At 48.9% G+C, this 12,906-nt stretch carries 11 protein-coding genes and 1 pseudogene; 7 read left to right on the plus strand and 5 right to left on the minus strand.

The window, feature by feature from the left end; genetic code table 11:
* Positions 1-2 precede the first annotated feature (2 nt).
* From A5774_RS01545 to A5774_RS01560, 4 genes are read left to right on the plus strand one after another with little or no spacing between them, the layout of a single operon-like run.
* Positions 3-1,430 carry an APC family permease gene (locus A5774_RS01545; protein WP_064833117.1) on the plus strand — a complete coding sequence of 476 codons (1,428 nt, stop codon included), beginning with the start codon at positions 3-5 and terminating at the stop codon, positions 1,428-1,430.
* A gap of 8 nt (positions 1,431-1,438) precedes the next feature.
* The gene (locus tag A5774_RS01550) at positions 1,439-2,734 is read left to right on the plus strand and encodes a glutamine synthetase (protein ID WP_064833118.1); all 1,296 of its coding nucleotides are present in this window, start codon (positions 1,439-1,441) and stop codon (positions 2,732-2,734) included.
* Positions 2,724-3,899: an amidohydrolase family protein gene (locus tag A5774_RS01555; RefSeq protein WP_064833119.1), complete on the plus strand. Its 1,176-nt coding sequence runs from the start codon at positions 2,724-2,726 to the stop codon at positions 3,897-3,899. Before A5774_RS01550 ends, A5774_RS01555 begins: the two co-directional genes overlap by 11 nt.
* A gap of 33 nt (positions 3,900-3,932) precedes the next feature.
* Complete coding sequence (locus A5774_RS01560) at positions 3,933-5,126, plus strand: M20 family metallopeptidase (RefSeq protein ID WP_064833120.1); 1,194 nt, start codon at positions 3,933-3,935, stop codon at positions 5,124-5,126.
* 175 nt (positions 5,127-5,301) lie between these two features.
* On the opposite strand, the gene A5774_RS01565 is transcribed toward A5774_RS01560, so the two are convergent.
* Both A5774_RS01565 and A5774_RS01570 read right to left on the minus strand, forming a co-directional pair.
* Positions 5,302-6,012 carry a M15 family metallopeptidase gene (locus A5774_RS01565; RefSeq protein WP_197490214.1) on the minus strand — a complete coding sequence of 237 codons (711 nt, stop codon included), beginning with the start codon at positions 6,010-6,012 and terminating at the stop codon, positions 5,302-5,304.
* Positions 5,990-7,540, minus strand: a complete 1,551-nt coding sequence (locus A5774_RS01570) for an APC family permease (RefSeq protein WP_231892306.1) — start codon at positions 7,538-7,540, stop codon at positions 5,990-5,992. The genes A5774_RS01565 and A5774_RS01570 overlap by 23 nt, the downstream gene beginning before the upstream one ends.
* A gap of 15 nt (positions 7,541-7,555) precedes the next feature.
* Between A5774_RS01570 and A5774_RS01575 the strand changes: the two genes are divergently transcribed.
* Positions 7,556-7,831: a transposase gene (locus A5774_RS01575; protein ID WP_231892307.1), complete on the plus strand. Its 276-nt coding sequence runs from the start codon at positions 7,556-7,558 to the stop codon at positions 7,829-7,831.
* A 134-nt stretch (positions 7,832-7,965) separates the two neighbouring features.
* The gene (locus A5774_RS01580; protein WP_156519517.1) at positions 7,966-8,244 is read left to right on the plus strand and encodes an IS3 family transposase; all 279 of its coding nucleotides are present in this window, start codon (positions 7,966-7,968) and stop codon (positions 8,242-8,244) included.
* A 78-nt stretch (positions 8,245-8,322) separates the two neighbouring features.
* Here the strand turns inward: A5774_RS01580 and A5774_RS01585 are convergent.
* Both A5774_RS01585 and A5774_RS10800 read right to left on the minus strand, forming a co-directional pair.
* Positions 8,323-8,508, minus strand: a pseudogene (locus A5774_RS01585) (toxin-antitoxin system HicB family antitoxin); the annotation flags it as partial.
* A gap of 250 nt (positions 8,509-8,758) precedes the next feature.
* Positions 8,759-9,397: a DUF4230 domain-containing protein gene (locus A5774_RS10800; protein WP_156519518.1), complete on the minus strand. Its 639-nt coding sequence runs from the start codon at positions 9,395-9,397 to the stop codon at positions 8,759-8,761.
* Between the two features lie 291 nt (positions 9,398-9,688).
* Here A5774_RS10800 and A5774_RS01595 point away from each other — a divergent pair, with 291 nt between their 5' ends.
* The gene (locus tag A5774_RS01595; RefSeq protein ID WP_064833124.1) at positions 9,689-12,112 is read left to right on the plus strand and encodes a DUF262 domain-containing protein; all 2,424 of its coding nucleotides are present in this window, start codon (positions 9,689-9,691) and stop codon (positions 12,110-12,112) included.
* Between the two features lie 102 nt (positions 12,113-12,214).
* Here the strand turns inward: A5774_RS01595 and A5774_RS01600 are convergent.
* Positions 12,215-12,906 (minus strand): Abi family protein (locus tag A5774_RS01600; protein ID WP_082936052.1); only part of this gene is annotated, 692 nt, incomplete at its 5' end.

Consider the following 12,906-nt stretch of genomic DNA (forward strand, 5'->3'; position numbering starts at 1 on the left):
CAATGGACAAGCCTATAAGCGAAACGACATCTCCCCCGCCTGCCAGGAAACTCGGGACCATAGAAGTGGCAGCTATATCTTTAGGATTCATGGGACCTGTCATGGCTATGTCTCTAAACGGAATTGGTGTCGCCGAACTTGTCGGCAAGGCAGTTCCGTTCACGTTTATCATTGCCTCCATAGGAACATTATTTGTTGCTTATTCGTTCATCCGGCTTCTCGGCAAAATCACGCACGCGGGTTCTGTCTATGCGTTAGCGGGGATAGCCTTAGGCCCCAGAGCGGGTTTTTTCTCAGGATTCGCCTTATTAGGCACATACATCTTCCTCGCTGCTTGCATCGCAGGCGCATGTGCCACGTTTTTCGAAGCATTATTACTCGAATTCAATTTAGAGCTGACTAGCCGTGCTTGGACGCTGATTCCTATCATCGTTGGCATCTTTGCCACACTAATCACGCTTCGAGAATCGAAAATCGCAGCAAAAATAACACTAGCGATTGGCTTTGTCGGAATTCTTGCAATGTTTGTATTGGCTATAACAATCGTCTATCAAACTGGAGTATCTGCCTCGTCTGTCCCTGGGAACCTCGATTTCACCACCTTACTCCCTGGTGAAAACTCCTGGAAGGCAATTGCTACTGCATCCGTTTTCGCATTTATTTCATGGGCAGGTTTTGAATCTGGATCAGCATTAAGCGAAGAAGCAGATACGCCAAAGACTGTCATCCCTCGGGCTCTTTTGCTAGCGGTACTGTTTGGCGGACTTCTATACGTTTTCATTATGTTCGCACAAACCGTTGGGTACGGAACTACCGAAAGCGGCATCACTAGTTTTGCGACCGCTTCTTCGACATTAACGTCTTTGTCTTCAGAATATATTGGTTCGTGGTACGCAATTCTTATTGCAATTATTGCGTTTATTGTCGCTTTCGGAGCTTTCCTCAGTTCAACAACGGCTACTTCTCGACTTCTTTTCGCCCTGGCTCGTGACGGGTTCGCTCCAAAGGCTTTCCAACAGCAACATCCCAAAACCGCCGTGCCAGTGTACGCCGTGTTAGCCACGGTAGGCCTTACCATAACGATGACCGTCATCTTGGGACTATTCAGCGTTTCTGCAGTTGATACTTATTACTGGTACGCAACCATCGGTGTGTTATGCATGATCATCGCTTACGGGATGGCATCAGTTGGCGCTGTGAAATTTATTTGTGCCTCCAAAAACGGTATTCCACGCTGGGAGATCGTTTTCCCTGTCATCGCTTTGATCTATCTCGGTTTTGTCTACATTGTCCAGGTTACTGGTCAAAATTCTCCCTACACTTATTTCCCATGGATCGCAGGTGCTTGGTGCATCGGAGGCTACCTAATTGCATTAGCTAACCCCAAAAAAGCAAAGGCCCTTGGACAGAAATTAATTACAACTAGCTAGGAGTGGCTATGTCAGATTCCACGTTTACTTTTCTTGCAACATCCGATCTATCATCCAGAATTAAGGGGCGGTCAGTTCTTAGCAAGAACTATGCACCTGGTACAAGCGTAGGGTGGGTTCCCGCCAATATCGGTATTACCAATACTGGACACATCGCGGAAGATCTTCCTTTCGGATCATCTGGTGATCTCAGGCTGTTAGCTGACGATGAGTCTATTCGACAGATTAATGGCATTCCAGGGGTCCCTGACACCCAACTTGTATTTTCAGACATTGTCAAAAACGATGGTGAGCCTTGGTCATGCTGCCCTCGTACCATTCTTAAGGAAACCATCCAAGAATTATCGGAAAAGTTCGGCTTATCAATGACAGCCTCATTCGAACACGAATTCTCTGAAAAGGGTTTAACAACTGCTTCACATCCTTTCTCCTTTTTGAGGTTCCTTGACCATGGCGAAATCGGTAAAACCCTCGTTTCAGTACTAGAAGCAGCTGAGATACGTCCAGAATGTTGGCTACCTGAGTATGGCAAACACCAATACGAGATAACCATGGAGCCAGAAAAACCTTTGCAAGCTGCCGACAACGCAGTCCTGATAAGAGAGCTTACAAAACAGGTATACCGAGCAGCCGGTAAAGAAATTACTTTTAGCCCAGTCCCTTTCCCCGGCGATGCGGGGACCGGAGTCCACATTCATTTTGGCCTTTACGGACCAGCCGGAGAAGTTGTCGCTTATGACCCTAAGGCTCCTGGGCGGCTATCATCGGTTGCTGCCAAATTCAACGCCGGCATCATTAAGTATGGCCGTGCCATGACTGCGATATTTGCACCGCTATCGATTAGTTATGACCGGCTTAAACCTAACAATTGGTCGACAGCCAAAATATTCTGCGGGGTCGAAAACCGTGAAGCCCTTCTCCGGGTTTGCCCAACGAATGAGATTGGAGGAAAAGCCCCTGACAAACAATTCCATTTCGAATTCAGGGGCGGAGATGCAGGAGCCAATCCGTGGTTGTTGCTCGCTGCTCTTATTAAAGCCGGAATGGAAGGTATTCGACAAGATTTACCGCCCGTAGACGTCGTTGCCGGGGAAGTGGATTTCACTGATGAGTCTCTATCGTTTGAATCTCTTCCGGACTCTCTTGGCAGTGCGTTGCAGGTATTAGAAGGTTCCGATACCGTAAAGAGCTGGTTTAGCAAGGAATTCGTGGAAACGTACATAGCCGTCAAGAGACAAGAGCTTAAAGATCTTGAAGGTAAGTCGTTCTCCGAACAGTGTGAGGTGTATAGCAATGTCTATTAATGAGGAAATCACTAAAACTGTCGCTACCATGCCACTGTTTGACCATCATTGCCATGGGATTCTTTGTAAAGATTTGTCCAGACTTGAGTTTGAATCTTTCATCTCAGAATCTTCTTGGCCTGCGAGCGATGGGACTACTAGATTTGATTCTCAAATCGGGTTTCAAATCTTAAGCCAATGTGGCTCTATGCTTTTGGGAAATAGCGAGACCAGCACTACCAACCAATCTTTCTTATCAGCGCCTCAATATATTGCAAGGCGCACAGAATTAGGTTGGGAAAAGGTCAGCGAAAGGCTAATGCTCGGAGCTAACATTACTTCCTTTGGCGTCGAAACTGGGCACACCCCCTCAGAGATTACGTCCCCAACGGCCTTAGCCGATTTTGCACAAGGTAATTCGCATGAAATCATTCGATTAGAGAGAATCGCAGAAGATGTACTTAACGATCCACAGCATAAGAACTTAAACACTGATGAATATCTCCAAATGCTAGAAGCAGCATTGGAATCGCGCCTAAAGGGTGCGATTGGTGTGAAGTCAATTGCTGCTTACAGAATAGGCTTCGACTTCTCACCAGAGAAACCGAGCACTGCTGAATTAAGGCAATGCATAAGTTCACTTTTGCAGGAGCCAAAGCCTCTTCGCCTTGAGAGCGATGTACTAACTCGCCACCTTTTGTGGTGGGCGATTGAGCAGGAACAAGTTATTCAGCTGCATGTTGGCTATGGAGATGACGATGTCGATCTCCATAAAGCTAACCCTCTTCTCTTAATGGACCTTTTCCGCGCAAGTGTTAGTTCCGGAGCCAAATTTACTTTGTTGCATTGCTACCCGTACCAGCGAGAGGCCGGTTTTTTGGCTGACGTGTTCCCACATGTTTACTTTGATGTTGGCCTCGCAATCAATTACAGTGGCGCACGCTCAAAAGCAATTATTGCTGAGTCTTTGGAACTCGCACCGTTTGGAAAAATCCTCTTTTCTACCGATACATTTGGGTTGCCCGAACTCTATTATTTAGGCGCAAAATTATTCCGCCAAGGCTTGTCCGCCGTACTGAATGAATTCTCATCGACATACGGATGGCCTCATGAGGAGTGCAAACGCGTGGCAAAAATGATCGGTTACGACAATGCGGCTCGACTTTATGGTGTCGATGATCGCTAAATATCCAGTTACTCAATGCCAAGGGATTCACTTATGCAAAATTTTACTTTGAAACAACTCATCGAAGTTGGCGAAAAGTGGACTAAACTAATCGACGACCATCTAGATTTTGCTGTGTCACTTCGCGAGAGGATCCATGCTTCCCCACGGATTAGCGGAGATGAAACTGATACGAAAAACCTCGTCGTCGAAGCTATGGAAGTTCAATTGTCCGAAGTAGCCGAAACCGGTGGTATCACGCGGTTCGGACCTGAGCAAGGCCCCGCAATCGGTCTCCGTGGCGAACTTGATGCTTTACCAATCCAGGAAAATACTGGAGTTTCCTTTGCAAGCACTAACCAAGCGATGCATGCTTGCGGTCATGATGTACATCTTGCCGCATTAGTAGCAGTTGTGCGAGCGGCAAAGAACCTATCACTGCCTTTTGCTATAGCTCCCTTCTTACAGCCTCGTGAAGAAACTTATCCTTCTGGTGCAAAAGATATTTGTGAGTCCGGAAAATTTAAGGAGCTAAACATTTGCGCTTCGATTGGCGCACACGTGCATCCAAGCTTGGATTCAGGCCAGGTTGCTGCGGGACCTGGTTTCGTGAATGCAGCAGCAGGAGAAATAATAATAAACATTTCAGGGACTGGTGGACACGGTGCATATCCACATAACGCCGGGGATACCGCAGTATGCACCGCTCAAGTTGTAACTGGGCTCTCTGAAATCGTGCGTCGCACAAACGATCCAATGTCACCAGCTGTCTTAAGTGTGGGCACGATCTCTGTCGGAGATGGAGCGGCAAATGTACTTCCCGGGGCTGGACTAATTAAAGCGACTGTTCGAAGTACTAGCAGCAAAAACAATCGAACGATTTCCAAGGCAGTCAAAAAATTTGCTGAGTACACAGCTCAATCATTTGATTGCACTGCAGATGTTTCTTACATAGAAGGAGAACCAGCCTTAATTAATGACGATATCTTGTCGGCCAACTTTAACAGTTTTGCAGAACAAAACGGTCTGGAAATAGGAACCACCATGCGTTCACTTGGCGCAGACGACTTTTCCTTCTACGGTGAATTAGTTCCTAGCCTCATGTGCTTTGTTGGAGTGGACGAGAAGCTCAGCCTCCATGACCCAAGATTCTTACCTAGTGAGGATGCTATTCGTCATGTCGCTATTGCCATGATCTCTGGATATCTAGCTGCTTCACAGATGTTTATCGAGGACGTTATTCAGTAGTGTCCAAGTTTTCGATGGATTAGTATTTTATCAGCATCCACGCTGGCTTTATTCTTTAATTGAGGCATCTTGACACTCTCCAGTCTTATTTCATGACTAATGGTGAGTGGCTTAGTATGCCTCATTCAGGGTAACGGGCCGTGGAAAGGCAGAGCGCCTTCATTTCTCCACAAAATCATTGTCGAATCATTGAAAATAGTGAGCTATTGTGCCCATACTGAGCTGCCCATCGTTGATCACCATACGAAAAATGCCACCATTCTTGGAGATACGGTGCAAACTCTTGCTGAATTAAAACCATAGACAATAACCTCCGTAGATCCCTAATCAACAATTGATAAGGATCCGCTTCAGGGGGAATCGATTCAAAATAATTCGACTCTGCAAGGTCATCAAACGAATCAAAGTCCGTACCGAGTGGTAGACCTATTCCTTTGTAACTTAAAGTAAGATCAACTGCACCACCGGTAGTATGGGGCGGATCAATGTCAGTATCACTAGTGCTAGCAACCGACCCCGGGCGTAATTCAGGATCTTCGTCAAGATAAATTTCGCCTAGTTCTTCCTGAAAAGCTAGCGTCCTCCAGGTGTCCAAGATAAAAAGGTCGAGCCCCTCGGGCAATTGCTTTTGTGCCTCTTCAAGACGTTTTACAACAGATGCCCGGGCATACATATTCCTCGGCATAGTTATTGATTCCAATCGTGAGTAAATATGGTTTTGCTGAAGACTATCAGGAAGCCGAACTAATTGGTCTCCATTTTCTGCTCTTGCTATCCGTCGAACCTCGTCATGATTAATGGGTAGAATTAACGGCGGAAGGTCTGCAGGGACGAGTGGTCGTAACTCATCCAATACAAATTCTTTAAGCCACGGTCTTGGTATCATTCTTACCTTCTTCCAATGTCTTACTGTAATCTCCGAGCAAATTTTCGATCGCTTGTTCTTCATCAACCTTGCCTGATACCAAATAGAATATGCCCCCGAGTCCAGTCCAAATTGCCAAAATAATATACTCAGACGGCCATACTAATGAGATCGATGTACCTGGAAATAGCGCAAGGACAATGACTAGCAATGCTCCGATTGCACCGATGAACGGTAGTGCTCGCGTTTTACGTCTTGCAAGATGAGGATATTTGTACGGAAGTCTAATTAACGTCACGACCATCAGGATCCAGACGAGCCCAAGATATATACCGCCGGTATCCAAAAACCAAACGACAGCTGCTTTACCTAGCCATCCCAATCCTATAGTCGTCGCCGCCACGAACAATAAGGCGTTGACAGGGGTCCCACGCGAAGGATGAAGCTTAGCGAGGTTACTAGGCATTAGCTTGACCCTAGCTAATGCAACAACGATCCGTGAGGTCGCCATAAACAAGCCCAAAAACGATGTCAATAACCCTAGGATGGCAATGGCAAAAGCACCCCACCCAAGTATTGGGTATCCTGCCTTTTGGAATGCCGTGATTGTTCCTTGCTCCATCTTCGCCACTTCTTCCCAAGGCAAGATAAATGCCGAAGCTGTAAGCACAACACAATAAAAGGCACCCGTTAACAGCACAGTAAGAACAACGAGACGTCCAATTTTCTTTGGTGGCAAATTCGCATCCTCTGCGAGTGTTGCAATCAAACCAAACCCCGCCATATACGTCATTCCAGGAACAACAAATCTAAGCGTATTCAATACCGAATTCTGGGATTCATAAAAAGGGGGCCAGAAATTGTTCCAGCTACCTTGAGCAAAGCCCACTGCTGCTAGACAAATCCCTATGCCAATCAGCACGGCGAACAGCACCGTTTGAACCTGCGCTCCTACTGACACCCCAAAATAATTTAATAAGAAAAATAACAAAGTTAACCCCAAACCTGATACAAGGACAGGCAGAGAGACTTCCTGTCCTGCAATCGAGTAAAGAGGCATGCTATGCATAAACGGGAAGACCAAGTCCAGTAATAGGCCAAAAGCAGTGAAATAAAACGCGAGCGATGAAACATACGCACCAATAAGTAGCCACCCCGCGATAAAGCCCCATCGCCGCCCCAGGATTGCATATCCATATACGACTTCGCCACCAGCCCTCGGAAAAAGCGCAGTCAATTCAGCGTAGGCAAGGGCAACAAAAGCAGCCAACAAGGACCCAAGGGCCAGCCCAAAGATCATTCCGCCTGCACCATAGTTGTCGAAAAATGTTCCATTCGTATAAATCCAGCTGGAACCAATAACACCTGACACGCCAAGAGCAATGAGAGAAAACACTCCTAGCGACTTTTTTAACTCTGTTTGTGCCACCGGCATCCCTCCAAGCATTAGGTGATTTAAATCATAATACACCATTTGGTGAAATGCCCCAGGTTTTGTTCCGTTTGAGTGGATGGGAAATTCTGGAGAATGCCAAAGAAATTTGACCAAAATACCAAGGATCGAGTGATCCGCCTTGTTGAGGACCGCATTCTGGCGGAGAACATGTCCATGCAGGAAGCATGCAAAACTGTAGCACCCAAACGGGGGGCTCGTGGCATACCGCCCGGCAATGGGCGCAGATGGCTCGTCGTGAAGGACGAGTCCCTGAACACCTGCCAAAAGACCTGGCAGGTGAAAACGCCAGGCTACACCGAGAAAAACCACAAGCTACGCGACACCAACGAGTTGTTGAAAGCTGCCTCGGCTTTTTTCGCATCGGAACCAGGCCCAAAACCTTAAGAAATGATCCGATTCATCGATGAGCACCGGGATCGTTTCACAATCGAGTTCACCTTCTACGACGGTGAAGAATAATCGTGAAGGTGGCTTCATTACCTCACGTAGTGACCGGCAGTCTAAAGCCTGGGGTTTAAGTGCCCGCAGACTTCGTGACGGAAGCCTTTCTGGAGCATGTTCGAGCGGTGCAGGCTGATAAATATGGTGTCTACGGCGTGCGGAAAATATGGCAGACCCTTCAACGTGAAGGTATCGATATTGGTCGCGAGAAGACTACCCGCCTGATGCACCTGACCGAGCATGGGATCGCTGCTTCTACCGGGACCGTTGGCGATTCCTATGACAATGCCCTGGCTACCGCACGCCAGCCTAGGTTGAATCAGAATTGTGGAGCCATCAACCGGCCCGAGAAATAATAGAGAACAAGGCAAATACCTAGGAACAAACCCCAGGGCACTTCATCTGCCATGAGTAACGACGATTGCCTACAGAGTAGGAACTACCTCTCCCGAGCCTTCTATATCCTCAACAACCTCAGCAACGAGGTCGAGCAAGCTCTGCTCTGCCTGCTTCCGATCCGCATCCAACCACGACAACAAGGGGAATTCAGCTACGGTAGCCACGTATTCTTGGTCTTCTTCCGACCACAAGACTTGATAGGTGAACTTGTTAATATCCATGCCAGCTACTCCGTTTACTTGTTCTGCGTTTTAAGTTTCTCGATAGCTTCTAGAACTTGAATACCTAGTTCATCTCGGGTCTAATACGGCGCCGACGATTGAAAAATAAATCCACATGCCAAGCTGCCGTCGGCTCTGGATCGCCCTGGGTTTTCGGGACCGGTAGCCTTGCGTATCCCCGAAACCCCACAGGGAATAAGAAGATAGCTAACGATGAAGAAATTCAAGCACACCTCACCACCTCTGTGCCCTAAGCAATTATCACTTGCACCTCGTAACCCTCCTTGTCCGATCCCGCCAGGAACGCTTCGGCCTGGGCCTTAACCAAGTCGGTCACACGCTGCTGTGCCCGCTCGAGCAAACCATTCTGCTTAGCCTTCTCCTCAGCTCGCTTTTCTTCGCCGTCCAAGAACTCCGCGTAGTTCTCCACCTTGACCTGATTCAAAGGGTTAAATGACTGGTCATATACCGTCACGGACGAGGGCTCAATTTCATTCGAGAGGATTTCCGCCTGAAAAACCTTGACGGTTACGGTGCGGGCGACGTCGTCGATGCTCACATCCGACTTCTCAATGTTCTTGACCCCTGCCTTCACCACGCCGTCATAGGCAATAAGAAAATGCTTTCCCGTCAACGGGATCCTCAGCCCCAATGCCCTCCAACCGTCCTCCTCGAAGCGCCCAACGGCGGAATACGAGTACTGCTCAACGGCCATTTCCGAAATGTCCTCAAGGGTGCCACCGATGCCCGTCGAAGTAATGGAGCGGGTCGGTTCCTCCAACAAGCTCATCTTGTTGAGACCAAAGAGAGCTCCCACCGTCAGAACAATTCCTACCAGCAGGCCAACTACAACTTTCAGCACACCCGACATTCCGCCGCTTACCTCCACGCGTCACGATCTTGTCACCAAATCGGCAACAAATCGACCATTTTTTAGGTAACATACCACGGCGCTCGCTGAAATCTTTTGCTCTCTTTCGTTGACATTGAAACGTCCTGGGGTTAGTTCCTACCCAAGCTAAGAAAAGATTGGGAACTATGTCCTTCAGGGCAGGGAAATTGGATGTTTTTTAGCTCACACCAGGAAACAGGCAAGCATAAAGGGGCTCCGAGCATAAAGTGGTAATGCGATAGATTGGTTGAGAACCTTAACACAGAGCTAAACCAAGAAAGTTAGTCTATGAAGGGCACTGTCCGCGACATCGTCCAACTATTCGGCGGCGTTGATAACGAGCTGCATATCCCCGTCTACCAGCGCAATTATGATTGGGGTGAAGCGCAATGTGCCCGTTTATTCGATGATCTGATTGAAGTTATCCGCTTCGACCGCAAGAAACACTTTTTCGGCGCCGTCGTCGGTAACGCAGAGCTACTCACCTGGGTAGTCATCGACGGCCAGCAGCGCCTGACCACCACTAGCATCCTTATGCTGGCTATCGCAGACAGCCTAGAAGAAGGCGTCGTCAAGAGCTCAGACCCGGAACTCGGCAAGATCATCAAACGCAACTACTTGGTGCGCCCGGGAAGCACGATGTCCGGCGAGAACAAACTCAAGCTCAAACCCGTAAAAGACGACCTCGATGCCTACCGGCGCCTGCTATCCGGCGAGCAGCCAATCGAAAAGTCCACAGTGACGGCGAATTACCGATACTTCCGGGAGCGCATCGCCAAACAAGAACTTGACGGCGACGAGCTCTGGAATGCAGTCAACCGGCTGGAAGTCATGGCTTTGGATCTGGAATCACACGATGATCCACAACGCATATTCGAATCCTTGAACTCCACGGGTAAAGAACTCAAGGAATCAGACAAAATCCGCAACCTCGTGCTCATGGGGCTAGACACGAAAACCCAGAATGATCTCTACGAGCGTTACTGGAACCGAATTGAAAAGAACGTCGAATTCGATACCGATACCTTCGTACGCTTGTACCTGGTCTCACGAACACGGAAGACGCCACGCTTCGATGCAGTATATGAGGCATTCCGCAAATACCTGCAGGATCAGAATGCTCCAATCGAATCTGTCCTGCAGGACATGCACCAGTATTCAGGCTATTACTTCGAACTAAACACAGCGGCGACCGGGGTAGCTGCCGCTGACCGTCGGCTATGCCGTTTTAACCTCATGCAGCGTGACGTCGCCATGCCTACCATGATGCCGTTGGTGGCAGACCTGAAATCCGGGGCTATTACACCGGAAGACTTCACCCGGATTGTCACCATCATTGATTCCTATTTGTTCCGTCGTACCGTCGTCGGTGATGCGTCGAATGCACTGAACAAGATATTCGCGACGCTGTATAACGAAGCTACCCGCATCCGGACGGAAGGCACCGACCTGGCAGAAGTGATTAGCTACTTACTGCTGAAGCGTGCAGAGACCTCCGGGCGCTTCCCGGAAGACGACGAATTCCGGCTGGAATTTGCCACACGCAACTTCTATAAATTCCGTAGCCAATATCGCCAGTACATTTTCGAATGCCTCGAAAACCGTAACTCTAAAGACCACCTGGACGTTGCCAATGCCCTACAGGACGGCAGCGCCTCCATCGAACACATCATGCCGCGCACACTGACCAAAGAATGGCGCAATGAGCTAGGTGAAGATGCCGAAGAAACGCACGAAAAATGGGTGCACCGCATCGGAAATCTCACCATCACCGGCTACAACTCTGAATACAGCAACTACAGCTTTGCCAAGAAGAAATCCCTTCCCGAAGGATTCGACTCCTCGCCGTACCGGCTGAACAACTACGTGCGGCAAGTAGATTCCTGGGGCCCGGAAGAGATCGCGGAACGAACCAACCGATTAACCGAGCAAGCCTTGGAATACTGGCCCATGTTGCAGACCGAGTTTGTTCCGGTTGTCGAACCGTTGCCCACCGTGCCACTTGGGGAACACACAGATTTCAAACACCAGAAGATTGTTTCCTATGAGTTCGATGACTCCAAGCACTCCGTCAAAAGCTTCAAAGAAATGGTCCGCGGCGTTTGCTTACAGTTGCTGAGTGAACACCACGAAGGGGTCTATGCCTATGCCGAAGAAGATGGCTTTGGGTTTGCACTGAGCAATGAACCTGTAAAAGATTTTGGCGAACTCACGCCTGGACTCTGGGTACTGCTGGATTGCAATACCAGCAAGAAAATGACTGTGCTGCGGCGTCTGTTCCGCTACTTGGACATCGACACTGATTCTTTGGTGATCACGCTACGCAAAGAATCGAGCGCCCGAGATGAGGGCAACGATGATGAGCCAACCGGGAAGCATGCAGAACTCACGAAATTTATCCCGCAATTTGAAGAGCTAGAAGGATCGCGTGCCTCCGATTCCGATATCGCGAGTTTGCAGTCCGAATATAACGAGGTACTGGCGGAATTTGCCCGCTCAGACTGGCAGCAGTTTTTGGCAGATGGCAGCTACCCGAACGTGAGTGATCCTGCATTGATTTCTCAACGGAGCATTGAGGAACTGCTGGCATCATTGTCTGCACTACGGCAAGCCGAGGCTTTCGTGCCGGGTCAGTTCCGCACCGCCTGCATCGATGGTACGTTTGCGAAAATCCTACAACGCTTGGAAGACATCGACGTTCCAGCGGAATAGCGAATTCACCATTGACAATGCAGGATTAGGCGCCAAAAGGGGATGCGGTCGTTTTGGCGTTTGACCCCATTAGTCCGTTCCTCTACGCATAGTATTACATTTTTATTTAGGGTTACGGGGGTCATTCTTGAATACTTCTGGCAGGTGATCAGTGGAGGTGTACCACTGGTGAACCGGTGGTGCCACGCTACCGAGTAGCCCAAGCAAGTCATTCCTGTGGCGGCGGTAGTTGACCGCGAAGATGGGTTCATGGTGAGCAATCCGATTACGGAAGAGTCTTAGCCGATTAAGATCTGCTGCTAGCGCGTGGGGTTGTACATTGGAAGGAAAAGCTTGCCGAATCACCGCGTTCCAGAGTCGTTCTCGTCGCTGTGCTGTAGTGGGATCGGGAAACGGGGCTTCCGATCTGTCAGCCAGGATCCTTGGAGCGGAAGGAATGAAATGTCCCCATTCTCCGAGCGTGATCTGGGAAAGAATGTCGCCGTTGGTTAAGGGGGCGTTTTTTCGAGGATGTGAACCGATCACCAGGCCGGTACCCTTATCACGGATCTTCTTAGCGTCCTCTGCCCGGCCTCTAAATGTCCGAGCCTTTCCGCCAAACTCGTCTTTGAGGTCAGGGGGAGCCTGATCTATATATAACAGCCAATCACGGTGGCCGCCGTTGTTTTGACACCACTGCCCGAGGCGTTCGTCGAGGGCGTTTCGAAGACTGACTTCAGTCACCGAAATAAGTGGCCAGAATGATGAGGATAATTCAGCGTTCCAACGGTAAAGATCAAGGGCGCGACCAGGAT

The sequence above is a fragment of the Corynebacterium sp. EPI-003-04-2554_SCH2473622 genome (assembly GCF_001665955.1).
GTDB lineage: Bacteria > Actinomycetota > Actinomycetes > Mycobacteriales > Mycobacteriaceae > Corynebacterium > Corynebacterium pseudodiphtheriticum.